Annotated in this window: 22 protein-coding genes and 2 pseudogenes; 14 read left to right on the plus strand and 10 right to left on the minus strand. The window is 69.5% G+C overall.

Annotation, left to right across the window (positions count from 1 at the left end):
- Positions 1–133: 133 nt before the first annotated feature.
- The 4 genes and pseudogenes from ABZT06_RS13955 to ABZT06_RS13970 all read left to right on the plus strand — a co-directional run.
- Positions 134–391 (plus strand): annotated as a pseudogene (locus ABZT06_RS13955) (NPP1 family protein); the annotation flags it as partial.
- Between the two features lie 287 nt (positions 392–678).
- On the plus strand, positions 679–1,617 hold the full coding sequence (locus ABZT06_RS13960) for a L,D-transpeptidase (protein WP_355740167.1): 939 nt from the start codon (positions 679–681) through the stop codon (positions 1,615–1,617).
- Positions 1,618–1,829: 212 nt separating this feature from the next.
- Positions 1,830–2,435, plus strand: a complete 606-nt coding sequence (locus tag ABZT06_RS13965) for a TetR/AcrR family transcriptional regulator (protein WP_355739687.1) — start codon at positions 1,830–1,832, stop codon at positions 2,433–2,435.
- Positions 2,432–3,433 carry an EamA family transporter gene (locus ABZT06_RS13970; protein WP_355739690.1) on the plus strand — a complete coding sequence of 334 codons (1,002 nt, stop codon included), beginning with the start codon at positions 2,432–2,434 and terminating at the stop codon, positions 3,431–3,433. The genes ABZT06_RS13965 and ABZT06_RS13970 overlap by 4 nt, the downstream gene beginning before the upstream one ends.
- A gap of 125 nt (positions 3,434–3,558) precedes the next feature.
- Here ABZT06_RS13970 and ABZT06_RS13975 read toward each other — a convergent pair whose 3' ends face one another.
- On the minus strand, positions 3,559–4,131 hold the full coding sequence (locus tag ABZT06_RS13975) for a DinB family protein (protein ID WP_355740169.1): 573 nt from the start codon (positions 4,129–4,131) through the stop codon (positions 3,559–3,561).
- A 513-nt stretch (positions 4,132–4,644) separates the two neighbouring features.
- A complete protein-coding gene (locus ABZT06_RS13980; RefSeq protein ID WP_355739692.1) occupies positions 4,645–5,043 on the minus strand; it encodes a VOC family protein in 399 nt (132 codons plus the stop codon).
- Positions 5,044–5,135: 92 nt separating this feature from the next.
- On the opposite strand from ABZT06_RS13980, the gene ABZT06_RS13985 reads away from it, so the two are divergent.
- Complete coding sequence (locus ABZT06_RS13985) at positions 5,136–6,188, plus strand: YafY family protein (protein WP_355739695.1); 1,053 nt, start codon at positions 5,136–5,138, stop codon at positions 6,186–6,188.
- 5 nt (positions 6,189–6,193) lie between these two features.
- On the opposite strand, the gene ABZT06_RS13990 is transcribed toward ABZT06_RS13985, so the two are convergent.
- The 4 genes from ABZT06_RS13990 to ABZT06_RS14005 form a co-directional block, all read right to left on the minus strand.
- Entirely contained in the window at positions 6,194–6,940 is a 747-nt protein-coding gene (locus ABZT06_RS13990; protein ID WP_355739698.1) for an SOS response-associated peptidase, read from the minus strand.
- A gap of 205 nt (positions 6,941–7,145) precedes the next feature.
- Positions 7,146–7,586: a VOC family protein gene (locus tag ABZT06_RS13995; protein WP_355739700.1), complete on the minus strand. Its 441-nt coding sequence runs from the start codon at positions 7,584–7,586 to the stop codon at positions 7,146–7,148.
- 536 nt (positions 7,587–8,122) lie between these two features.
- Positions 8,123–8,653 carry a hypothetical protein gene (locus ABZT06_RS14000; RefSeq protein ID WP_355739703.1) on the minus strand — a complete coding sequence of 177 codons (531 nt, stop codon included), beginning with the start codon at positions 8,651–8,653 and terminating at the stop codon, positions 8,123–8,125.
- A gap of 233 nt (positions 8,654–8,886) precedes the next feature.
- A complete protein-coding gene (locus ABZT06_RS14005; RefSeq protein WP_355739706.1) occupies positions 8,887–9,855 on the minus strand; it encodes a hypothetical protein in 969 nt (322 codons plus the stop codon).
- Positions 9,856–10,186: 331 nt separating this feature from the next.
- Between ABZT06_RS14005 and ABZT06_RS14010 the strand changes: the two genes are divergently transcribed.
- Together ABZT06_RS14010 and ABZT06_RS14015 are read left to right on the plus strand one after the other, a co-directional pair.
- Positions 10,187–10,618, plus strand: a complete 432-nt coding sequence (locus ABZT06_RS14010) for an ATP-binding protein (protein WP_355739709.1) — start codon at positions 10,187–10,189, stop codon at positions 10,616–10,618.
- A 41-nt stretch (positions 10,619–10,659) separates the two neighbouring features.
- Positions 10,660–11,016, plus strand: coding sequence for a hypothetical protein (locus tag ABZT06_RS14015; protein ID WP_355739711.1), 357 nt, complete (start codon positions 10,660–10,662; stop codon positions 11,014–11,016).
- Between the two features lie 98 nt (positions 11,017–11,114).
- On the opposite strand, the gene ABZT06_RS14020 is transcribed toward ABZT06_RS14015, so the two are convergent.
- Positions 11,115–11,990: an aldo/keto reductase family oxidoreductase gene (locus ABZT06_RS14020; RefSeq protein ID WP_355739714.1), complete on the minus strand. Its 876-nt coding sequence runs from the start codon at positions 11,988–11,990 to the stop codon at positions 11,115–11,117.
- Between the two features lie 210 nt (positions 11,991–12,200).
- Here ABZT06_RS14020 and ABZT06_RS14025 point away from each other — a divergent pair, with 210 nt between their 5' ends.
- Complete coding sequence (locus ABZT06_RS14025) at positions 12,201–13,064, plus strand: LysR family transcriptional regulator (RefSeq protein ID WP_355739717.1); 864 nt, start codon at positions 12,201–12,203, stop codon at positions 13,062–13,064.
- A 189-nt stretch (positions 13,065–13,253) separates the two neighbouring features.
- Here the strand turns inward: ABZT06_RS14025 and ABZT06_RS14030 are convergent, their stop codons facing one another.
- Entirely contained in the window at positions 13,254–14,087 is an 834-nt protein-coding gene (locus tag ABZT06_RS14030; protein WP_355739720.1) for a PIG-L family deacetylase, read from the minus strand.
- A gap of 922 nt (positions 14,088–15,009) precedes the next feature.
- On the opposite strand from ABZT06_RS14030, the gene ABZT06_RS14035 reads away from it, so the two are divergent.
- Both ABZT06_RS14035 and ABZT06_RS14040 read left to right on the plus strand, forming a co-directional pair.
- Positions 15,010–17,163, plus strand: a complete 2,154-nt coding sequence (locus tag ABZT06_RS14035) for a SpoIIE family protein phosphatase (protein WP_355739722.1) — start codon at positions 15,010–15,012, stop codon at positions 17,161–17,163.
- Positions 17,164–17,469: 306 nt separating this feature from the next.
- Positions 17,470–18,039 carry a DinB family protein gene (locus ABZT06_RS14040; RefSeq protein WP_355739725.1) on the plus strand — a complete coding sequence of 190 codons (570 nt, stop codon included), beginning with the start codon at positions 17,470–17,472 and terminating at the stop codon, positions 18,037–18,039.
- Positions 18,040–18,083: 44 nt separating this feature from the next.
- Here ABZT06_RS14040 and ABZT06_RS14045 read toward each other — a convergent pair whose 3' ends face one another.
- Entirely contained in the window at positions 18,084–18,632 is a 549-nt protein-coding gene (locus tag ABZT06_RS14045; protein WP_355739727.1) for a hypothetical protein, read from the minus strand.
- 137 nt (positions 18,633–18,769) lie between these two features.
- Here ABZT06_RS14045 and ABZT06_RS14050 point away from each other — a divergent pair, with 137 nt between their 5' ends.
- Both ABZT06_RS14050 and ABZT06_RS14055 read left to right on the plus strand, forming a co-directional pair.
- On the plus strand, positions 18,770–19,534 hold the full coding sequence (locus tag ABZT06_RS14050) for an MBL fold metallo-hydrolase (protein ID WP_355739730.1): 765 nt from the start codon (positions 18,770–18,772) through the stop codon (positions 19,532–19,534).
- A gap of 219 nt (positions 19,535–19,753) precedes the next feature.
- Entirely contained in the window at positions 19,754–20,986 is a 1,233-nt protein-coding gene (locus ABZT06_RS14055; RefSeq protein WP_355739733.1) for a GNAT family N-acetyltransferase, read from the plus strand.
- A 56-nt stretch (positions 20,987–21,042) separates the two neighbouring features.
- Here ABZT06_RS14055 and ABZT06_RS14060 read toward each other — a convergent pair whose 3' ends face one another.
- On the minus strand, positions 21,043–21,495 hold the full coding sequence (locus tag ABZT06_RS14060; RefSeq protein ID WP_355739736.1) for a MarR family transcriptional regulator: 453 nt from the start codon (positions 21,493–21,495) through the stop codon (positions 21,043–21,045).
- 63 nt (positions 21,496–21,558) lie between these two features.
- On the opposite strand from ABZT06_RS14060, the gene ABZT06_RS14065 reads away from it, so the two are divergent.
- Both ABZT06_RS14065 and ABZT06_RS14070 read left to right on the plus strand, forming a co-directional pair.
- Complete coding sequence (locus ABZT06_RS14065; RefSeq protein ID WP_355739737.1) at positions 21,559–21,927, plus strand: VOC family protein; 369 nt, start codon at positions 21,559–21,561, stop codon at positions 21,925–21,927.
- Between the two features lie 167 nt (positions 21,928–22,094).
- Positions 22,095–22,227, plus strand: a pseudogene (locus ABZT06_RS14070) (IS5/IS1182 family transposase); the annotation flags it as partial.
- Positions 22,228–22,271 lie beyond the last annotated feature (44 nt).

Genomic DNA, 22,271 nt, shown 5'->3' on the forward strand with positions numbered 1-22,271 from the left:
TCCGTCCGAGGTCTTGAAAAGCCGCGCCCATGCCTCGCCGAAGGCCACCGCCACTGCATACGCAGACACCCGCGCCATGTCCCGCCGCGCCGCGCCACGCGGGGGTCGTGCTGGTGCAGGGCGAACCGCTCCGCCGGAGAACGCCACCACCTTCCAGAAGTACTTCGAGCCCATGTACGACTACGACACGGACTCCTGCTACCCGGCCGCCGGTGCGGGATCATCCACGCCAGCTACTTCGAGAAGGACGAGGCATCTCCGGGCATCGGCCACCGCCACGACTGGGAGTACATGGTGAGTCAAGCAGGGCGCGGACTCGCCGTCGTACCCGTCCGCCTCCCGGCACGGCGGCTTCAGCGCCCACCCGATTGCCGACGTTCCGATGAGCGGCCAGCCCCTTCGACCCGTACGCATGACCCGCAAGCCGCCGCAGTGCGCGACGGTGTCCTGGCGTCGATGACGGTAAGGGCCGAGTCGCCGGAGTGCGGACGGTGATGCCCGCCCCCTCCTGCCATGACACGAATCTTGGGACACGTTTTACGCGACGCGCGCAACTGCACCCTGCGCCGTCTCTGTCTGACAGGGAGACGGGGCCGTCAGGGCCGAAGAGCGAGAAGACCGGGGCAGTTCGTGGGACGGCGCAAGGGCAGCATATGGGTCGCATTCGTCACGGGTGTGATGCTGGTGGGCGCGAGCGCCTGCGGTGGGGGCGGCAGTGACAAGGCGAGCGGGGACGACGCAAAGGCGTCGGGGAAGCCGAGTGCGAGCGCCTCTGCGTCACCGACGAAGCCCGCGGGCCCGCCGATGCTGCTGGACACGATCACCCCGCAGACGGGAACCACGGTCGGCGTGGCCATGCCGATCTCGGTGATCTTCACGAACCCTGTGGCGGCGAAGGCGCGAGCCACCGTGGAGAAGCACATGAAGGTGAGCGCCTCACAGCCGGTGACCGGCGCCTGGCACTGGATGGGCGACAGGCGCGCCGACTGGCGCCCGAAGACGTACTGGCCCTCCGGTACGACGGTGAAGATCGACGCCGACATGACGGGCGTCAGCAACGGCAACGGACGCTACGGCGTACACGGCTACACGCACACCTTCAAGATCGGTGACGACGTGCGCGCGGACGTCTCGGTGACCGGCCACACGATGAAGGTGACCCGGAACGGCGCGCCGGTGCGGACCCTGTCGATCAACGCGGGCAGCGCCGAGTATCCGACGTGGGACGGCACAATGGCCGTCATCGACAAGCAGGAGAAGGTCCACATGACCTCCTGCAGCGTCGGTATCAGCTGCGACAAGGGCAGTCCCAACTACTACGACCTCACACTGCCCTGGGACATCCACCTCACCCAGTCCGGCACCTACGTCCACTACTCGACCGGCGACCCGAACCCGGGCAGCGGCAGCGCACGCGGCTCGCACGGCTGCGTCCACCTGTCCCTGTCGGACGCCAAGTGGTTCTACGGTCAGGTCAAGCAGGGCGACCCCATCACCATCACCGGCTCACCCCGCGGCAAGGCCCCGGCCGACAACGGCTATGCCGACTTCAACCTGGAATGGGACCAGTGGCTCACGGGCAGTGCCTCCGGAGAGGCGACGACCGCCACCCTGTGACGCACGTCAGCACCTGCTGCGCGAGCGGGTCCCGGCCCTGAACACGGCCCGGACCCGCTCGCGATCGCCGACCCTGGCGTTCAGACCCGCCCACAACCTGCTCTTCGCCGCGCAGCACCCGGAGCGTTGCCGCACGGACCGGCTGCTCCAACTTCCGCGATCTCGACTCGTCGCCTAATCTAGGTAGACCTACCTACCTAGTTTGGAATGTGATGGGCGACACCGACGTGAGCACGGCGGGGAGTGGGCGGCGGCGGCCGGCCCGGGAGCGGCTCCTTGAGGCGGCGGCCCGGCGCTTCTACGCCGACGGCGTGGCGGCGACCGGTATCGACACGATCACGGCCGAGGCCGGCGTGGCGAAGATGAGCCTGTACAACAACTTCTCCTCCAAGGCCGACCTGGTCCGGTCCTACCTGGATGCCCGGCACGAGGAGTGGCTGGGTCTGTACCGGACACGCCTGGAGCGCGCCGCCGGTCCGCGGGAGGGCGTGCTGGCGGTCTTCGACGCGTACGCCGATCACGCGTCGTTCGCGTACGAGCGCGGCTTCCGCGGCTGCGGGCTGCTCAACGCCGCCGCCGAGCTCCCGGCCGGGGACGAAGGCCGGGCCGTGGTCCGCGCGCACAAGGAGCAGGTCGAGCGCCTGATCGAGGGCCACCTGGAGCAGCTGCTGCCTGACCGGCCCGACGAGGCCCGCGCGACGGCCGAGCACCTCTCCTTCCTGTTGGAGGGCGCGATGGCCCGGGCGGGGCTGGAAGGCAACGGAGAGCGTGTCCAGCACGCCCGCTCGATGGCCCTGGCTCTGCTGGACCGCCTGTGACGGGCATCGACCGCAGCCGGTCCACGACAACGGGAGCCCTGTGCGTGCTGGCTGCCTCCATGCTCTGGGGGACGACCGGTACAGCAGCCACCTTCGCCCCGGACGTGGGCCCGCTCGCGATCGGGGCCGTCGCCATGGGCCTCGGTGGACTGCTCCAGGCCCTGATCGCCGCCCCGCAGATCCGCCGTCACGCATCTCCGCTGCGCAATCAGCGCGGCACGGTCCTGCTGGGCGCTGTCTCCGTGGCGGTCTACCCGCCGGCGTTCTACAGCTCCATGCACCTGGCTGGAGTCGCCGTAGGCACCGTCGTGTCGATCGGCACCGCCCCACTCGCCTCGGCCCTGATCGAGCGCGTCACGGAGGGGCGCCGGCTCACACGTCGCTGGATGCTCGCGGCCGCCCTCGGCCTGCTCGGAACCGCCCTGCTGTGCGTCGCCGAAGCCGCCCACTCCACCGATGGCAGGGGCCACAGCTCCATGGACGGCACGCTGCTCGGCATCGGTCTCGGACTGGTCGCCGCCGCAACGTACGCCCTCTACTCCTGGGCCGCGCACCGCATCATCACGCGCGAGATCCCCTCCCGGGCGGCGATGGGCGCCGTCTTCGGACTCGGCGGGTTGTTCCTCTCACCCGTCCTCCTCGTCACAGGTGCACCACTCCTCACCTCCTGGACCAACACCTCCGTCGGCATCTACATGGCGCTGGTCCCCATGTTCGTCGGCTACGTCCTCTTCGGTTGGGGCCTCGCCCACGTACCCGCCAGCACCGCCACCACCCTGTCCCTCCTGGAACCCGCCGTCGCGGCCGTCCTCGCCGTCCTGGTCGTCGGCGAACGCCTCCCCGCCCTGGGCTGGATCGGCATCGCACTCGTCATCGCCTGCCTCGCCGTCCTCACCACCCCCACCCCCACCCGCCGCTCACGCGGAGAGCCGCGGAACTCCGCGGACCACGACGACGTACCTCCCTCGAAGGCGGTAGGTGCCGACCAACAGCGGTGAACGTCGAACACGACACAGCGGACGCGCTCGCCGATCTCACGAATGGGCGCTGCCCGATCCCGCCCTCCCGACCGCGTGCTGATCAGCGAAACACTCCTCCGATAGCGGCCCGGCGGCAGGTGGGTTCAGCGGGGTACGGCTCCGGCCTGCCAGCGGTAGAGGTCGCGCAGCAGGGAAATCTCGGCGCCGTGATGGATCAGCTCCCTGTTGACGTGCAGGACCCTGTTCTCCATGGGAAAACGCTCGGGACCCACCGGGGGCGGATTCTCCAGGTCAGCGTCCGAGAGCTCGCGAACCCCCGCGTTCCATCTCCCCTGCATCTCATCGAGCTGTCTCAGCGCCTCGTCAGCGGTCCCCGCGTAGGCGAACGTCCGGGAGTCGACGTCCTGACCGCCGAAATACCATCCGACCCGATAGCCCAGGCACGAGACGATGATGTGCGCCAGCCGCCAGGCGATCGTGGTCACCGGCGCCGGCTCCGGCACCGTGTCAGGGGACGCGGAGTCCATCGTCCATTCCCCCGAACCTTCCGACATCGGTGCGGCCGACGTGCCGCGCGGCCGGATACTCCAGCAGCCGCGCACCGGCTCCCAGAAGTACTCCTCATCGGAAAGCCCGTCCAGCCGCGGCCGCAGATTCTTGCACCAATACCAGTCCAACTGCTCCGCGAGCCGCTCACTCCTGTCATTTCCGCACAGCACATAGATGGGAGACCTGGCTACGACCTCATCGTCGCCGTCCCCGGTCATGGCCCACAAGAGCAAACCGGGAGCCTGGGTGCGATGACAGGTGACTGCGACATCTGACAACTCGTGCACGCATACCTCCCCGTCGCGCATCTCGACCATCACGCGGGAAGTTGCTGGTCCGCCACCGGCCCCGAGATCGGCCGATCCGAGCGGGCGGCGCAGGCCGGCTTCGACGTCGTCAAGACCCCGCCGACCGACGTGGCCCGCAGCGCCCTGGACGCGCTGGAGGCAGGTCGGTCCGAGGCCGTCGTCGATGAGATCAGTCGCAAACGTGAAGTCCACGCTGCACGACGACCTGGCCCTGCTGTACCCGGCCCTCGAGACGCAGTTCGCCGCGCAACTGGCGAGCTGACAGTCGGCGGCATGGGGAGCTTCTGGCTCTTCCACAACCGACGAACAGGGCGAGCCTCGCCGGGTTGGCCACCGCGCCCCCGCAGAGACGTGCCGATCAGCCGTCCGGCGTCAGCGTGCGAACTTTTCGATCGCCGCTGGAGTGACAGGGGTGAAGAAGTTGACGAGGTTGCCGTCGGGGTCGCGGAACAGCAGCGACCGGTTGCCCCAGGGCATGGTGGTGGGCTTGGTGACGAAGTCGGTGACGAAGCCGGTCAGCCTCTCGTGAACGCGGTCCACGTCGTCGACAAGGAACTCGGTGATCACGCTGTGGTTGTCCGCCGGGCGAGCAGAGCCCGGGGCGAACAGCGGGACGGTGCGGGTGCCGGCGATCGCGAGGGTGGCGCCGACGGTCCTGAGTTCGGCGAAGTCCTCGGTGGCCCACGTCGCCCGCGCCCCCGTGGCTCGCTCATAGAACTCGACGAGGCGCGCCACGTCGCCGGTGATGATGCGGATCGAGACGAAGTCCATCGGAATCTCCTTGGCTGTGCTGAATGCGTGCACCTCGCAGGTTAGGAGAAATAGTGGACAGAATCGGTCCTGTATTCGCGTAGGCTGCGAACGTGCCCCGACCAACCGCCCGCGTGCTGACCCTTCTGGAGTTGCTGCAGTCGGGAGGCACCCGGACCGTGGCCGAACTCGCCGACCGGCTCGGCGTCGAAGGGCGCACTGTGCGGCGGTACGTGAACCAGCTGATCGACCTGGACGTGCCTGTGGAATCGGTGCGCGGCCGATACGGCGGGTACCGGCTCGGCCCCGGGTACCGCCTGCCTCCTCTCATGCTCAGCGACGACGAGGCGCTGGCCGTGCTGCTCGGCCTGGAGGCGGGCCGCCGAGCAGGTCTGACGACGACGGAGCAGACAGCGCGCGAGACGGCGTCCGCCAAGATCCGACGCGTGCTGCCCAAGCACATCGCCCGTCGGCTCGACACACTCCTGGACGCTCTCGCATTCACGGATCAGCCCGGCCAGTCGGACACCCCGGATCCCCCGGACACCGGGGTCCTGCTCACCATCGCCGATGCGGTGCGACACCATCGACCGGTATCGATCCGCTACACCGACCGCGGCGGACGTCGCAGCGAACGCACCCTGCACGCGTACGGGATCGTCGCCCATGCGGGCCGGTGGTACGTCACGGGCAAAGACGCCCAGATCAGCGAGGACCGTACCTTCCGGCTCGAGCGCATCACGGACGCGCGGACGCTGCCCGGATCATTCGAACCGCCCGTGGGCCCCGGTCCGGCAGAGCGCGTGTTGTCGGCGTTCGCCACGGCGGAGTACCGGCATGAAATCACCTTGCGGATCCATGGCACGGTCGGGCAGATCCGCGCCCACCTGCCCGCGACTGTCGCGAGCCTGGAGGAGCACGAGCCCGTGGCAGGCCCGGATCCGTCGACCGAACGCTGGTTGCGTGTCGAGCTGCGTGCGGAGCGGCTCGACTGGTTGCCTCCGGTACTCGCCGCACTCGACCGGCCATTCGTCATCGAGCGCCCCGACGAGCTGCGCGACCTCGTCAGCGCGCTCGCCGATCGCCTCACGTCCTACGCCCGTGGGCCTGACAGCAATGACCAAGGTCCTGAGATCGCACCGCCGGTGCCTCGACCCGTCGCTTGAGCGATCTACGGTGCGGAGTTCTCAAGGAGTTGAGGGCCGTTGTTGCGGACGTTGTTGACCGCTGTGGAGACAGGCCGGGCATCCAGGTGGCCGTCGGCGGGCTGGGTCAGCAGCGCGCGCAGCTCGTCGGGGTGCTGGTGGTGGGGGTCGAGCCACGCGTCATAGTGATCCGGGGTGAGCGCCAGCGGCATGCGTGGGTGTACGTGGCCGGCAGCGTCGGTGGCCTCCGTGGTGATGATCGTGCAGGTCATCAGCCAGGCAGCGGGGTCGTCGTCCTGCCTGACCGCTGGATCGCGCCAGTACTCGTACAGCCCGGCGAGCGCCATCACCTGCTCGTTCTCGGGGTGGATGAAGTACGGCTGCTTGCGGGCCTTACCCGTGTCCTGATCCTTGATCTGCTGCCACTCGTAGAAGCCGTCGGCCGGCAACAGGCAGCGGCGCTTGGCGAACGCGCGGCGGTAGGCGGGCTTCTCGTGCACCGTCTCCACCCGCGCGTTGATCATCCGGGCTCCGACCTTCACGTCCTTCGCCCATGACGGAACCAAACCCCAGCGCAGCGGCCGCAGTTGCCTACCCGTCGACGCGGCGGCGTCGTCATCTCCGCGCGCGGGACGCTCAAGGACGGCCCACACCTCGTCGGTCGGCGCGACGTTCCAGTTCGGCGCGAGCGTCTCCTCGGGACGCCAGTCGGTGACCTGGAAGAGCTGGACGAGATCCTCGGGACTGCGGGTGGAGACGTATCGGCCGCACATACAGCCACTGTGCCACCGGACCGCATGATCCAAGGACCCAACGGAGCCGAATGCCGGGCCGTGTCCCGCAGGACCGCAGGGCCTCCGTAGTTCAGACGCGAGACCTGCCCCTCAGGAAAGTCGCGTGCTCCAATCGCCTCGTCGCTGCCAATCACGCGCAGCGGTGGCGCGCCGCTCTTTCGCCTGCCTGGTGCGTTACTCCCCGTCACCGCAGTTGCTCGGCCAGTCCGACGATGATGCCCTCCGGGCCGCGGACGTAGCAGAGCAGATAGCTGTCCTCGAACCGGGCGATCTCCCCTACGAGTTCGGCGCCGTGGGGGCGCAGGCGGGCAACGGTGTCCTCGATGTCGTCGACGGCGAACATGACGCGGTGCGTGCCGAGAATGTTGTGCGGCCGGTTGCGCGGCCCGGCGCTCATCGCCGCGGGGCTGCGGTACTTCGCCAGCTCGAGCCTGCCGTGACCGTCCGGCGTCCGGACCATCGCGATGTCACAGCGGACGCCGTCGAGTCCGGTGCACTGGTCGGCGACGAGTCCCTCGACCTGCGCCCTGCCCTCCAGCTCCATACCGAGCTCCACGAAGAACGCGATGGCGGCATCCATGTCGTCGACGACGATGCCCACGTTGTCCATCCGCTGAATCGCCATGCCGGTTCTCCTTCTTCCTCGTGCGGCCGGTGATGGCCGCTGATGCCCCTGGGACGGAGCCGAGGGAACGTTCTCGACATGCGCAGGCCACCAAGCTGCGAGCACAGGCTCGGCAGACGTCCCAGCAACCGCCCGGCCCCCGCCGACCAGCACGGCGACAATGGCTGCGAGGAAGACACACTGCATGGCAGCCCGGGGGCCGAGCCGGTCCCACCAGGGCACTTCGCCGCCCCGGCGTACACGTTTGCAGGGAACATCAGGACCAGCGGCGCGCTGATCACAGCCACCGAGCTTCGGGCGGTCCGCGGAACGCGGAAGCGAGGGTCGGTCCCCGGTCGATGCGCTGGATCTACACGACGCCCCCCTCCCGGGCCGGCGACCCGGATGCTGCGGCCGGAGTTCCCCCTCGACGAGTGCGTACGGGTAGCCGTTGCGCACGAGCCGTTGCGCGCCCCCTCCAGCGTCCCGTCCGACGCGAGCTTGGCCACGCGCGTTCGGCTGTGAGATGCCTCGGCCCAGCCGAGGGCGCCCTGCTGTTACAAGTTCCGGCAGGCCTTGTCCTTGAACTCCGGCATGGAGACGGTGATGGCGGATTCGTCGCCGTCGTCCGAGAAGCTGTCGTAGCGGACCTTCCCGGGGGTCAGCCGGTCCCGGTCGGCCAGGGTGAAGGAGACGCTGCTCGACGACCACGAGTCGTCCTTGGTCCAGCCGTAGAGCGTGTAGGTGGTCTTGGCGGTGAGCGGAGCGAGAGACCTGGTCGTCTTCCAGCCGACCGCAGGGCCATCGAAGTTCCAGGTGGCCGGACCCGACGTGAGAGAACGGTCAGCAGTCCATGAACCGACCGTCACCTCCTTGTCGACGTCGGCACCGTCCACGTAGAGGGTGGCGCCATCGATCTTGTGTCCGCAGACCATCATGACGCCGACCAGACGGCCGTCGCGGGTCACGGAGATACCGGCGACGGCATCCACGGGAACCGTGCATCCTGAGGTCGCGGCCAGAGCAAGGCTGACCCCGACGGCACCGACGAAACGCCGCAGCACCGGTCGTGGAGTGGTCGACCACATGATTTGCCCCCCTGCCCGTCCCCAGCGAAGCGGCCACCGTTGGTCATCGTGTGTGCAGATGGACGAACAAGCGGGGACCGCAGGCCGACAGCATAGATCCCGCCCGCCGGCAGGACAGGTGCGAGGCCCTGAAAGGCAGCACCACGGGACGGTACACCCGAGCTCGAACTCCGATGAAAGGCACGGAAGTTCAAGCTCGGGCTCTCGCTCGGAAGGCCCACGCCCGGGAGACGCTATCCCCGGTCGAGGTGGGCCAGCAGCAGATTCGGGTCCGGCTCGGTGGCGAAGTACGAGGCGCTGGGGACGTACACCGTCCGGTCCCGTACGGCCACGGAGGTCGGGTTCGAGAGCCCGTCCTGCTCGGTGAGGACGACGGAGTGGGAGCCGTCCGGACCCACCATCACGACCTGGTTGGCGCTGTTCACTGCGGCGAGAACGGTGTCCGCGTGACGTGAGGTGAACGCGAAGTCGTCGATACCGCCGAGCCCTGTCGCCCGGATCTCGACCGTGCCTGCGGAGCCGTTTCGGCGTAGAGGGATGCGCAGCAGCGTCCCGCGGTCGGTGTTGGACACCCAGACGGCGCCGTCGTGGACCTTGATGCCGTTGACGCCGAAGCCTGTTCCGGACGGGACCGGTGCGAGAGCGGCTGCCGTGGCCCACGCGGTGCGCTCCCCTCCTGCCATCGGCACGCGCCAGACGACTCCCCGTACGGAGTCGGCCGCGTAGAGCAGGCCCCGGTGCTCGTCCAGGGCGAGGCCGTTGGGCAGCCCGTTCGCCGGGAGCTTCGCGATCTGCCGGGGCTTGCTGCCGTCGGGTGCGATGCGCCAGATGCCGGTCTTGCTGGTGCCGCTGGCGTAGTTGACGTAGAGGGTGCCGTCGTGGGCGCGGGCGATGCCGAGAACGAGGGCGTCGTGGACGATGGGGGTGTTCGGGTTCGCCACGGCGGGCAGGGTGACGCGTCTGCGGATGTCTCCGTGCCGGGTGACGTTGGCGACCTGACGGGCGAAAGCGAAGGTCAGGTCGGCGGAGCCGTCGGGTTCGACCGCGATGTTCTCGGGTGTCTCCCCTGCGGCGAAGTCGAAGTGGGCGACCACACGCGGGTGCGACACGATCGGCTCGTCACCGGATGCCGGAGCCGATACGAGCACGCCGAGGGCGACGGCGGTCGCGGCGATACCGGCCAGGTACGGGAGTCGGGGCATGAACCTCTCCTTGGGCTGCGGCACGGGCCACCACTGTGGCGCCAGGGGCAGACTGCGGTACCCCGATCGGTGACCGCCTGAGTCGCGGCCGGGAGATACCCCTCGTGGGCTAACGGGTCATGTCATGTGGGGTGGTCTATGACTTGGCGTGGTGGGGGTCGTGGAGTGGCTTGCGCGGGATGAGCTGTGGGCGTCCTGGCACCCGGGGTCTCCTGGCCCCTGATGTCGACCGCGTCCGCAAGGAAAGGTGTCCTCATGCCTGTTGAGCCGGGGGCCGGGTACCCGGTGCGTGCACGCGACGGTTGGTGGGCGAAGGAGAGGAAGTCGGACAGTGGCGGTGAAGGCGATGGGGTGGGCACACTCGTTCCCCATGTCCGAAGGAGTGCGCGTCGGCCGGGAGTGGACACGCAGGCGACTTGAGTCCCTGCCTTGGACCGCTGCCGAACCGGACACGGTGGACGCCATCGTGCTGGCGGTGTCCGAGCTGATCACCAATGCGCACGTCCACGCCCACAGTGACGCCCACCTCGTCCTCACCTGGGACGGCGACTGCCTTCAGGTGAGCGTCCACGACGAGGATCCGTCGCTGCCGCGGCAGCGCGAACCGGAGCAGGGCGCGGTCTCCGGCCGCGGGGTGTCCATCGTGCGCAAGCTCGCCGACGAGTGGGGCACGAGGTGCCAACGGCACGGCAAGACGGTGACGGCGTGCTTCCGCCCCGTCGGCCGCGACGCCGCCACCGGCCCTGGTGACAGCCGCAGTTGAGTTCCGTTCACCGGTGAAGCCCACTGTGGAGGACAGGCGTCATGCATCTGGCACGAGGATCGAGTGACGACCCGTACGCCTGGCTCTGGACCGTTGGCGCCCTCGCGCTGTACGCGCTGATCAGCTATGGGCTGACCTACCGGGCCCGGGTCCGGCGCGGTTCCGCGCATCCGGCTCGGGACGCCGTGCACGATCTCAAGGACCGGGAGGAACCCCAACCACCCCGGCAGCGCTTCGTCAGCCGCGTGCTCATGCTGTGCGGGGCGGGACTCACCGGTCTGGCGGCTGTCCTGACCAGCGGGGCCGTACGGATCGTGGCGGTCGGACTCACGGCCGGCGTGGCGGTGGTGGCGTGGGCGTACTACGACTACCGCACGGAAAGGCGCGCTCCGCAGTGATGAGGCGGCGCCAGGGCGTACTCGGACGGAGGGGCCCTGACTCGTGAGGGGTGGGCAGACGTAGGGTGCCAGCAGTCGGCGGCCGCTCCGGGCAGTCCCTACCTTCCGATCTTGTCCAACTCGGTCAGCACCTCAGCGGAGAGCGTCAGTCCCGCCCCAGCTACGTTGTCGCGCAGGTGTGCCACGGACGAGGTGCCGGGGATGAGCAGGATGTTCGGCGACCGGCGCAGCAACCAGGCCAGGGCGACGGACATAGGCGTCGCGTTCAGCCGCGCCGCCACTTCGGAGAGCGCCGTCGACTGGAGCGGGGTGAAGCCGCCCAGCGGGAAGAACGGCACGTAGGCGATGTTCTTGGTTGCGAGGTCGTCGATCAGTTCGTCGTCCTGGCGGTAGGCCAGGTTGTACATGTTCTGCACGCAGACGATCGGTGCGATCTGGTGCGCCTCGTCGACCTGTTCCGCGGTCGCGTTGCTCACTCCGAGGTGCCGGATCAGGCCCTGCCGCTGGAGTTCGGCGAGGGTATCGAAGGGCTCGGCGAGTGAACCGGGCCGGGGGCCCTGGGCGTCGCCCAGCCGGAGGTTGACCACGTCGAGTGTGTCGAGACCTAGGTCCTCCAGGTTTTCGTGGACGGCGCGGCGCAGGTCTGCGGGCTGCCGGGCAGGGGGCCAGCCGCCCTGCTGATCGCGAACGGCGCCGACCTTGGTCACCACGTACAGCGATGCGGGATAGGGGTGCAGCGCTTCACGGATCAGCTGGTTCGTGAAGCGTGGTCCGTAGGCGCCGGCCGTGTCGATGTGGGTGATCCCGAGATCGGCGGCCTCGCGCAGGACGGCGAGCGCACCGTCGTGATCGGCGGGCGGGCCCATGACCCCGGGGCCGGCAAGCTGCATGGCGCCATAGCCGAAACGGGAGACGGTCAGGTCACCCAGAGTCCAGGTGCCGCCGGGCAATGACGTGGAGGGCGTCGTCTTCATGGCTGTGTCTTCAGTCTTTCGCTGGGCGAGATCGCGGAGGGCTGCGTGTCACGTGATGCGGCGCTTTCGTAGGCGGCTGCCTGCGTCGGCGACCGGCGTGGACTTCGCCTTGCCCGTGCCGTCGATGTTCGCCCGCGGGCAAGCGGCGCATCCAATACCGGCCCGGTGCCCTGTGATACCCGGGAGGTATTACAGACGTACGCTGTGGCTGTGGACGCTCTGGAGACCCGCGAGTTGAGGTACTTCGTCGCCGTGGCCGAGGAGCTGCACTTCGGCCGTGCCGCCGAGCGCCTCGGCATGGCACAGCCACCGCTGTCCCGGGCGATCCAGCAGCTCGAACGGCGTCTTGGCGTGCGTCTGCTGGAGCGGGACCGTCGCGGCGTCGCCCTCACCGACGCCGGGGAGATGCTGCTGCACGAGGGCCGCGCGGCTCTCGACGCGGCCACCGCCGCCGTCCGCCGCACCCGTCGTGCCGGCGGCGCGGACAGCCCCGACGGTCCCCGCAACCGCCTGGTGCTGGCGGTCAAAGCCGGCGCATCGCACGAGCTGCTGCACAAGCTCCTCGACGCCTACGCCGCCGAACCCGACGCCGCCGAGATCGAGGTGATGCCGAGCGGCACGTGCGAGCAGGGGGAGATGCTGCGCGACGGCCGCGCCGATGTGGCGCTCATGCACGCGCCGTTCAACTCCCTCGCCGGGTTCGACAGCGAGGAACTGATGACCGAGGGGCAGATCGCGATCCTGCCGGCCGGGCATCCACTCGCCGCACACAGGAGTCTGACGCTGGCCGACGTCACCGGCATCCCCGGTCTTCCGCTGGCCCGCTGGTCCCGGAACGGCACGTTCCCACCCGGCCCGGGCCCCGAGATCCACGACCAGACGCAACTGGCCCAACTCGTCGCCCTCGGACGCACCGTGGCCGTCTTCCCCGACTCCGCCCGCGCCTGGCTCTGGGCCGAGCACACCGCCGTTCCCCTGACAGACGCGCCTCCCGTCGTCACCCACATCGCCTGGCCGGCCCACAGCCGCTCGCTCGCCCTCGCGAGCCTGATCCGGACGGCCACGCGGCTCTGAGCTGCGCCCGGCGCCCACGAGTACCTGGCCGGTTACGGCGGAGAGCCGCGTCGGAGACCGGCATGCTTGCACCCCGAGCGCGCGCCGTGGTGACGCCGAAGTACGAAGGACCGGGAAAGGCCGGCGACCCTCGGTCACCCGAAGGCAACCGCCACTCGACGCGCTTTCCCGGCCGGTCGGTCGGAACCGTCAGCGCAGTCCGGAGAAGAGATCGTTCTCAGGTACGGCCGCGCCGGTGGCGTCCTGGACACGCAGGAAGGTTTCCAGGCCCATCAACTCACCGAACCTCTCCTTGCCCATCTTGAGGAAGAAGATGTTCTCGCCCTGGCTGGCGTGCGCGGCCAACGCGTCGAACTTCTGGCCGCTGAACGCGGTGGTGTCCACCCACGTGGTGATCTCATCGTCGGGGAGGCCGATCTCGGCCAGCGCGGCGGCCTCGGCAGGGTCCTGCTCCGGCATGTCCTCATGAAACTCACTCATGATCTCGCCGAACCGCTGCATCATCGAGCGGGGCATCGTGGTCCAGTACACCTTCGGCGTCAGCCCGGTCATCTCCAGCGCCGCCATCGTGATGCGGTGGGCCTGAATGTGGTCGGGGTGGCCGTAGAAGCCGTTCTCGTCGTAGGTGACGACCACATCGGGTCGGTAGTGCCGCATGAGTTCCGCGAGTCGGGCCGCGCCTTCCTCCACGGGGGTCTGCGAGAAGGATCCGGGGGCGTCGTTGCTCGGCCAGCCCATCATCCCGGAATCGGCATAGTCCAGCATCTCCAGATCGCTGATCTTCAGCACCTCACAGCTCGCCTCGAGCTCTTGCCGACGCATCAGCGCGACCGCCGCCGGATCGTGGCCGGGATCGCCCGGCTTGACACCCCCCGGTCCGTCACCGCAGCCGCCGTCGGTACACGTCACGAGCACCGTGCGGATCCCCTCCGCCGCATACCGCGCCAGGACCCCTCCGGTTCCCGTGGCCTCGTCGTCGGGGTGGGCGTGTACTGCCATGAGCGTCAAGGGCCGGTCAGTCATGAAAACAGTCCTCCTGCGGACATACGTCTTGATCCAGGTGCGCGGCAGGCTGTACCGCGATCCCGAGGCCGGATCCTGGTGGGGCGGACGGCCTCGTGCTCTCCGTGTTCCCCACCCGTACGGTTCCGGTCCCTCGGTCGGTGCAACCTCGCCGACGGGACCGACTGTTCCCGGCACTGCCGCTTGGTTTTCCGCGCATTGGCGTTTCGACGCGAACGAGGTACTGGTCCGACCTGCGGATCTCAGCACCGGCCGCGCACTGATCGCGGTCTCCGCGGTCTCAGATCTCGGGGTCTCGGCGTCTCGGGGTCTCGGCGTCTCGGGGTCTCGGGGTCTGGGGGTCTCGGGGTCTGGGGGTCTGGGGGTCTCGGGGTCTGGGGTCTGGGGGTCTCCAACAGATCCAAGAGTGTCCATGACCCGCCCGTCCGGTACCCGCCCGCGGCCGGCTACCGCTCCACCGATGCCACCGACCGGGCGGCCGTGAAAACTTGGCGGCACCCCGGCAACCCTCTGACCTTGAACCGCGCGCGTACCCGACCGGTCACCCCCGCTCTGCGGACGATGAGGGACCCGAACGCCTGCCGTCTGCTCAGCGCGCCGGGCCTGTCGGCGGTTCACACCACGCGGTGCCTCGCCGCCGCCCGAAGAGGAGCTCGAATCATGCAGGAGATGATCACGTCCAGGGCACCACCGCCAACCTTCGCCAGGCCGGCGGCAAGCGGCTGACGGCCTACCTGACCTACCGGACGGTCCGACCGCCGCACGCCGCTTCAGAGGACCGTCCGAGATCACTCACCCGCATGGGGGTGTGTAGTCGGGTGCTCGGGGGGACCATGGAAGTCGCAGCGCCTGCAGACGCTGGCAGGCGCTCTCCGAGGCCGACGGACTCCATGTACGTCGGCCGGCGGAAGGAGTGCCGGCGATGGACGAAGCCGATCGGTCTGCCCTGGACCGCGGCCGGGCAGCCGCCCGCCGTCCCGAGGACGAGCCACCGCAGCCCAGCGGGTTGATGGACCTCCTCAGCGTGGCCGCGGTGCTGCTGGATGCCGAGGGGCGGGTCGTTCTGTGGAGTCCGCAGGCCGAGGAGCTGTACGGCTACACAGCCCAGGAGGCGCTCGGACAGTACGCCGCACAGCTGCTGGTCAACGCGGAGCAGTGGGAGTGGGTGATCAAGAAGTTCGCCGAGGTCATGGAGAGCGGACAGAGCTGGGGCGGCACGTTCCCCATCCGCTGCAAGGACGGCGGCACGCGACTGGTGGAACTGCGCAACATGCGGCTCCTGGACGACCGCGGCGACTTCTACGCCCTGGGGCTCGGCACCGACTCACCCAGGCTGCGCCAGATGGAGCGGGAGCTCGCGCTGTCCACCCGCCTGGTGTCCCAGTCCCCCATCGGCATCGCGATCTTCGACACCGATCTCACGTACGTGGCCGTCAACCCCGCTCTCGAGCGCATCCATGGCATTCCCCAGGAAGAACACCTCGGCCGCCCCTACCGCACGGTCATGAGCGGCGCGGAGTTCGAGGAGGCCGAGGTCGCGATGCGGCAGGTCCTGCGCACCGGGGTGCCGCTGCTCGACCGGTCTCCCATCGTGGGCCGCACCCGCGCCGGCCCGGAGCAGCACGCGTGGGCGATCTCGGTGTACCGGCTGGAGGACACCAGGGGCCGTGTTCTCGGGGTGGCCGAGCTGGTCGTGGACATCACCGACCGCTACCGCTCGGCCCGGGAGGCCACGGAGACGCGGCGTCGCCTGGCGCTGATCGCGGACGGGGCCGCCCGGATCGGCACCACCCTGGATGCCGACCAGACGGCCCGGGAACTGGCGGACGTCATCGTCCCCGAGTTCGCCGACGTGGCCGCCGTCGACGTGCTCGACTCCGTCCTCGACGAGCACCGCCCCGCCACCCACGACGGCCCCGCGCTCTTTCGCGCCCTCGCCGTCAAGGCCGCCTACCCCACCGACGCCGCGAGGGCCGCCGACCCGCCCGGCCGCATCACCACGTACGAACCCGACCGCCTGGCCACCCGATGCGTGCGCACCGGCCGGCCCATCCTGGTCCCCCACACCGACGGACATGACCTGTCGCACATCGCCCGCGACGAGCACGCGGCCGTGCTGCTGGCCCGCGCCGGCGTGCACTCCTACCTGGCTGTGCCCCTCACCGCCCGCGGCACCACCCTCGGCTTCCTGGGGCTGACCCGCGCCCGGGACCCGCGCCCCTTCGACGAGGACGACCTCGCCATCGCCGCCGAACTGGCCTCCCGCGCCGCGGTGTGCATCGACAACGCCCGCGCACACCAGCACATGCGCAACGCGGCGGAGACCCTCCAGCGCAGCCTGCTCCCCACCACCCCGCCCGACCTGCCCGGTCTGCAGATCGCATCCCGCTACCTGCCCGCGCAGGCCGCCTACGAGATCGGCGGCGACTGGTACGACGTCCTCCCGCTCAGCGGCGACAGAACGGCGCTGGCCGTGGGCGACGTGATGGGCAGCGGCATCGAGGCCGCCGCCGCCATGGGACGCCTGCGCACCGCCACCACCGCCTTCGCCGGGCTCAACCTCGGCCCCGCCCAGGTTCTCGAGCAACTCGACTCGATCACCGCCGGGCTGGAGCAGTACATCGCCACCTGCGTCTACGCCGTCTTCGATCCCCACCGCCAGGAGTGCAGCATCGCCAACGCAGGCCACCTGCCCCCGGCTCTCGTGCCCAGGGGCGGGCACCCGCAACTCCTCGACCTGCCCACCGGCGCCCCGCTCGGTGTCGGCGGCGTCCCGTTCGAAACGACCACCCTCGCCTTCGGCCCCGGTGACCGGCTTGTTCTCTACACCGACGGGCTGGTCGAAACGCGGCACCACTCGATCGACGAACGCCTGGACAGCCTCCTCCATCTCCTCGACACCCCCGCATCCCCGCTGGAGGAAACCTGTGACCGGCTGCTCGCCGATCTCAGACACCCCGACGACCACGACGACGTCGCCCTGCTCATCGCCTGCGCCGGACCTTTCGCTTCTCACCGCGCGGACGTGCACAGCCGGCCTCCGGGTGGAGCACATCCGAACACCGGCCGCCGGTGATGCGGCCGCGGAACACGGACGGCCGTGCGGCCCGGGCTCGGCCGAGCTGTCCGAGGCCGGCCTGGCTCACGCTCGGTGTATAGCCCTGCCCAGCCCGATTTCCGCCTCGTCGTCCTCGCCGGCGGCCATCCGGCGCGCGTCGCGGACCTGGTCGGCGCCTCGGGACGGCGTACACCGCCCACACCGCATGACCACCGCGGCGCGATGGGGGCAGGCGGACCGCCTTCGCACTCTCGCGGCCGGCGACGGCGTCAGCGAAGCCCGCAGCCAGGTCGCCCGTGATCTCGTGATCTATAGGGTGCGGAAATGACAAGAAGCGAGCGGCTCGCGGAGCAGTTGGACTGGTATTGGTGCAAGAATCTGCGGCCGCGGCTGGACGGTCTGACCGATGAGGAGTACTTCTGGGAGCCGGTGCGCGACTGCTGGAGCATCCGCCCCCGCGGCACCTCGGCCGCACCGATGTCGGAAGGTTCGGGGGGATGGAGGATGGACTCCGCGTCCCCTGACACGGCGCCCACACCGGCGCCGGTGACCACGATTGCCTGGCGGCTGGCGCACATCATCGTCTCGTGCCTGGGCTATCGGGTCGGATGGTACTTCGGCGGCCAGGACGTCGACTCCGAGACATTCCCCTACGCCGGGACCGCTGACGAAGCGCTGAGACAGCTCGATGAGATGTACGGGAGATGGAACGCGGGGGTTCGCGAGCTCTCGGACGCTGACCTGGAGAATCCGCCCCCGGTGGGTCCCGAGCGTTTTCCCATGGAGAACAGGGTCCTGCACGTCAACAGGGAGCTGATCCATCACGGCGCCGAGATTTCCCTGCTGCGCGACCTCTACCGCCGGCAGGACGGAGCCGTACCGCGCCGCATTTGACGTTTCGGTCTTCGCCGACCGAGCTTCCCTGCGCCGGTGGTGCCTCACGCTCTCCTGGGCTTGCGGGGCTTGGTCCAGCCGCCGTGTGGCCGGTTTCGTTCCTGGGCCGGCATCGCCGCGTCGAACTGGGCCTTGCTTGTCACTGCTCGCGGTGCGGGTTCGAGCGCCGCCGCAGTCGACCGCCACGGGACGGCCGCGGCCCAGCCGACGAGGGGCATGGTCTCGTTGTAGTGGGGCGCGAACTGCGCGGTGATGAGGGTCGGCATCTGATAGTTCAGGCCACGTACGTGCTCGATGAACGCCTCGGGCAACACGACGTGGTGCGTTTCGACGTAGTGCGGGAAGTCCTGGCGCCAGAGCCAGGTACCGTCGGTGACCAGCGACGAACAGCCCAAGGAATGTCGGTGCGCGCTCCCGGTGATGACATCGTGTCCCCCTTCCATGACGTCGAGGAGGACGTGGCCGGTATCCAGGTACGCCACCAGATCCGCCTCGTCCGGCTCGCCGATGCGCTGGACGGCATCGCGTACGGACCCGTTGGGCCGGCCGGGGCGATCGTCGAGTTCGTCGTAGAAGCCCAGCAACCCCAGCACCGCATCTCCTTCGACGATGGGCCTGCCCACCCTGGTGGCCGCAGGTCACAGCGTAGATCCGATCAGCTCACGCCGACGGCGATGAGTTTCGCTGCGGATCGCAGTCTCAGCACGGTAACCAACTGTTGGGAGTAGAGATGGGCGAGCTGAATCAGGTGGCCGACGGAGTCTGGGTCCGGCAGAGCGAGTGGGTCTGGAGCAATTCCGTCGTGGTGCGGGGGGACGAGGGGTTGATCGTGATCGATCCCGGTATCAATGGCTCCGAGTTGGACCAACTCGCCGATGCGGTGGACCAACTGGGTATCCCGGTGGTCGCCGGGTTCTGTACGCATCCCCACTGGGACCACCTGCTCTGGCATCCCCGCCTCGGCGACGTGCCGCGCTACGCCACCCCCGCCGCGGCCCGTGTCGCCGGTGAGGCCAGAGAGCGGGCGCAGGCGATGGCCGCGGAGAGCGCGTCCGGCATCCCGCTCGAGCTCATCGCGCTCCTCACCCCGCTGCCCACCACCGGCGCACCCGTGCCAGGTGAGATCATCGAGCATCAGGCGCACGCCGTCGGCCATGCCGCGATCCTCCTCGCGGACCGTGGCGTCCTGATCGTCGGCGACATGCTCTCCGACGTACTGATCCCGCTCTTCGACGTTCGCCAAGACGATCAGGTGGGCGCCTACGAGAGGGCACTCGACCGGCTGGATGAGGCCGCCAGGCACGTCGATGTCGTGGTCCCCGGCCATGGCGCCGTTGCCGAGGGTCCCCAGGTGGCGGCTCGACTCGCCGCCGATCGTGCCTACATCGACGCGCTCCGGCGAGGAGAGGAACCGGTCGACGCGCGTCTGGGGCCGCATGCGGACTGGCTCAACCGCCCCCATCGGTCGAACCTGGAGCAGGCACGAGGACGGTAGGGCCTGGCCTTTGGAGGCTCGGAGGCCTCGGGATTCCGCATGGCGCCGGGGTCAGGGCGGCGGCGGTGAGGGGCGTCGGCATCGCGCCCGGGCACCCGGGAGGCTGTGAGCGACCGCAGGCCGAGTCGAAATTCGTTTGACCGGGCCGCAGGTCAACGCTGCACTGAGGCCAGGCGCCACCAGCCGTGGTGCCGGTATTCCGAGGAGGCAGCGGCAGCGATGGAGATACGTCCCACGACCGACGAGGATCTCGACGTCTTCGTCGACACCGTCCATGCCGCGTTCGGGCGCTTCCCGGAGACCCCGGTCGAGGGCGGCGGGCTGTGGTGGTCGGCGCTCGAAACGGACCGCTGCCTGCTCGCCCTGACAGCGGAAGGGCGCCCCGTCGGCACCGCCGCCACGCACTCCTTCGAGCTCACTCTGCCCGGTGAAACCCTCGTCCCGGCCCCCGGGGTGACCGCCGTGGGCGTCCTGCCCTCACACCGACGCCGAGGCGTGCTCAGAGCGATGATGCGGCATCAACTCACCGACCTGCGCGGTCGCGGGGAGTTCCTCTCCGTGCTGCTGGCCTCCCAAGCCACGATCTACGGCAGGTTCGGCTATGGCCCGGCCACCTACACGGCCCAGCTGACGGTGCCCCGCCACCGAGCCGACCTCGCGCTCCCCCGGTCACGCGGAGCAGCCGACACACCGGTGGCCCGCCCGGACCAGGGCTCGGTCGAGGTGCTGCGTCGTGCCGAGTGCGACACGATCCTGGAGGACGTCTACGACCGGTATCGCCGCGCGCAGCCCGGCGCGTTGTCCCGGCCGCACCGCTGGTGGGCCCTGCGCGCGGGCCGGCCCCCGATCTCTCCGGCGCCGCGCTACGTCGCCGTCCACCGCGGCACCGACGGCGTCCCGGACGGGTACGCCAGCTATTCGATCGACGACTCCGGAACCTTGACCGTCGACGAGACCATTACCGGCGACGACGCCGTCTTCACGGCCCTGGCCCGGTTCGTGCTGGGCCACGACCTGGTCTCCCAGGTGGTGTTCAAGCACGTCCCGCCTCAGCACCCGCTGCGCTGGCAGCTCGCGGACTACCGCGCCGGCGAGGTGAGCGGCGACATGGACTGGCTCTGGGTGCGGCTGCTGGACGTCCCGCGTGCGCTGACCGCGCGCGGCTGGTTCACGGACGGCGAGCTCGTCCTCGACGTCGAGGACCCGTTCCTCGGCGAGCAAGCCCGCTACCTGCTGACCGTCCAGGACGGCAAGGCCGACTGCGTCCCGACAGACCGGGAGCCCGACCTGTCCCTGGACGTGAGCGACCTGGGTTCGGTCTACCTCGGCGGCACCGCCCCGAGCACGCTCGTGCGTGCCGGACACATCCGGGCCCACCACCCGGACGCGGCCGCCCTGGCCGACGCCCTCTTCCGCGCCGACCGCCCCCCGCACTGCCTGCACTGGTTCTGACCGCGCCGTAGAAGTCGGGAAGTCGGGGGTCTGTCGGTTCTTGAGGTCGACGGCAGCTATGCGCTGTCGTCGCCTTCGCGCAGGGAACGGATCATGCTCTGCAGGATCCGGAACGCGGCTGACCGCTCGGTCTCCGTCATGCCGGCCAGCATTCTGACCTCGACGGATCGAACCGCCACGGTCGCCTTCTCAAGGCTCCGTCGGCCGCGAGGCGTGAGCCGCGTGGGAAGAGCCTTCCCGACGGGCGCCTCCGCCGGCCTGGTCACGTAGCCGTCTCGTTCCAGGGCCTGGAGCAGCACGTTCATCGACTGCCGTGTCACGAACGCACCCCGCGCGAGCTCGGAGTTCGACAAGCCCGGTCGTTGCGCCAGCAGTTCGAGGCAGGAGTAGTGCGTCACGCTCATCCCGAGCGGCCGCAGCACCTCCTCCATGGCCGCTCGGAGGACACTCGACGCCTCTTTGAGCAGGTAGCCCAGTGACGTCTCCAGGTCGACACCGTCTTGATTCATGTCAGGATTCTGACATAGGTTGACCCGTGTCAGAAAACTGACACGCAAAGAAGGAGCATCGCCATGCCCGTCACCGGCCCCGACTTCATCTCGCTCCAGGCGCGCGACCTCGACGCGTCACAGGCGTTCTACGAGCAGTACCTCGGCCTGGTCCGCTCGCAGGCCGGACCCCCGCACGCCGTCGTCTTCGAGACGAAGCCGATCGCGTTCGCACTCCGCGACGTCGTACCCGGCACCGATCTCGCATCCGTTGCCCAGCCCGGCATCGGTGCCGCGATCTGGCTCCACGCCACAGACGTCCAGGCCATTCACGACGCTCTCGTCGCCGACGCTCACACCATCGTGTCCGCACCGATCGACGGCCCTTTCGGTCGGACGTTCACCTTCGCCGACCCCGACGGCTACCAGGTCACTCTCCACGACCGCACCTGATCGGCCGAACACCACCGGCCGATCAACGATCCCGAAGACCACGCTCACGCCCCGAGCAACGATCCTCTCCGGTCATTGATCCAGCCGTTGGCGCCGAGCCGGGACCGAAGCAGACCGAGTCACGGCTGTCGGGGCCGGAACAGACCGTGTGCGGGAGCCGCTCGTTCGCCGACGGCGTGGCCCTCCCACTCGCGGTGTCGCTGACCGGCGACTACCGCAAACGGCGCCACTCAACTCCTGCCCCTGTACGACGAGATGCCGCAGGTTGCGGGCGCCCGCGGCCGGCCGCGACGCCGCCCCTGGCATCGTGTTCGCCGACCGCGCGATCGCCGAACGAGGAAAGT

Origin of the sequence: Streptomyces sp. NPDC005483, from assembly GCF_040606035.1 — a bacterium.
GTDB lineage: Bacteria > Actinomycetota > Actinomycetes > Streptomycetales > Streptomycetaceae > Streptomyces.

Bases quoted from the DNA above. Each gene is read 5' to 3' on its own strand.
- ABZT06_RS13960 (WP_355740167.1), top strand. From the start codon at position 679: ATGCTGGTGGGCGCGAGCGCCTGCGGTGGGGGCGGCAGTGACAAGGCG.
- ABZT06_RS13965 (WP_355739687.1), top strand. From the start codon at position 1,830: ATGGGCGACACCGACGTGAGCACGGCGGGGAGTGGGCGGCGGCGGCCG.
- ABZT06_RS13980 (WP_355739692.1), bottom strand. From the start codon at position 5,043: ATGGACTTCGTCTCGATCCGCATCATCACCGGCGACGTGGCGCGCCTC.
- ABZT06_RS13990 (WP_355739698.1), bottom strand. From the start codon at position 6,940: ATGTGCGGCCGATACGTCTCCACCCGCAGTCCCGAGGATCTCGTCCAG.
- ABZT06_RS13995 (WP_355739700.1), bottom strand. From the start codon at position 7,586: ATGGCGATTCAGCGGATGGACAACGTGGGCATCGTCGTCGACGACATG.
- ABZT06_RS14000 (WP_355739703.1), bottom strand. From the start codon at position 8,653: ATGTGGTCGACCACTCCACGACCGGTGCTGCGGCGTTTCGTCGGTGCC.
- ABZT06_RS14005 (WP_355739706.1), bottom strand. From the start codon at position 9,855: ATGCCCCGACTCCCGTACCTGGCCGGTATCGCCGCGACCGCCGTCGCC.
- ABZT06_RS14015 (WP_355739711.1), top strand. From the start codon at position 10,660: ATGCATCTGGCACGAGGATCGAGTGACGACCCGTACGCCTGGCTCTGG.
- ABZT06_RS14020 (WP_355739714.1), bottom strand. From the start codon at position 11,990: ATGAAGACGACGCCCTCCACGTCATTGCCCGGCGGCACCTGGACTCTG.
- ABZT06_RS14030 (WP_355739720.1), bottom strand. From the start codon at position 14,087: ATGACTGACCGGCCCTTGACGCTCATGGCAGTACACGCCCACCCCGAC.
- ABZT06_RS14035 (WP_355739722.1), top strand. From the start codon at position 15,010: ATGGACGAAGCCGATCGGTCTGCCCTGGACCGCGGCCGGGCAGCCGCC.
- ABZT06_RS14040 (WP_355739725.1), top strand. From the start codon at position 17,470: ATGACAAGAAGCGAGCGGCTCGCGGAGCAGTTGGACTGGTATTGGTGC.
- ABZT06_RS14050 (WP_355739730.1), top strand. From the start codon at position 18,770: ATGGGCGAGCTGAATCAGGTGGCCGACGGAGTCTGGGTCCGGCAGAGC.
- ABZT06_RS14055 (WP_355739733.1), top strand. From the start codon at position 19,754: ATGGAGATACGTCCCACGACCGACGAGGATCTCGACGTCTTCGTCGAC.
- ABZT06_RS14060 (WP_355739736.1), bottom strand. From the start codon at position 21,495: ATGAATCAAGACGGTGTCGACCTGGAGACGTCACTGGGCTACCTGCTC.
- ABZT06_RS14065 (WP_355739737.1), top strand. From the start codon at position 21,559: ATGCCCGTCACCGGCCCCGACTTCATCTCGCTCCAGGCGCGCGACCTC.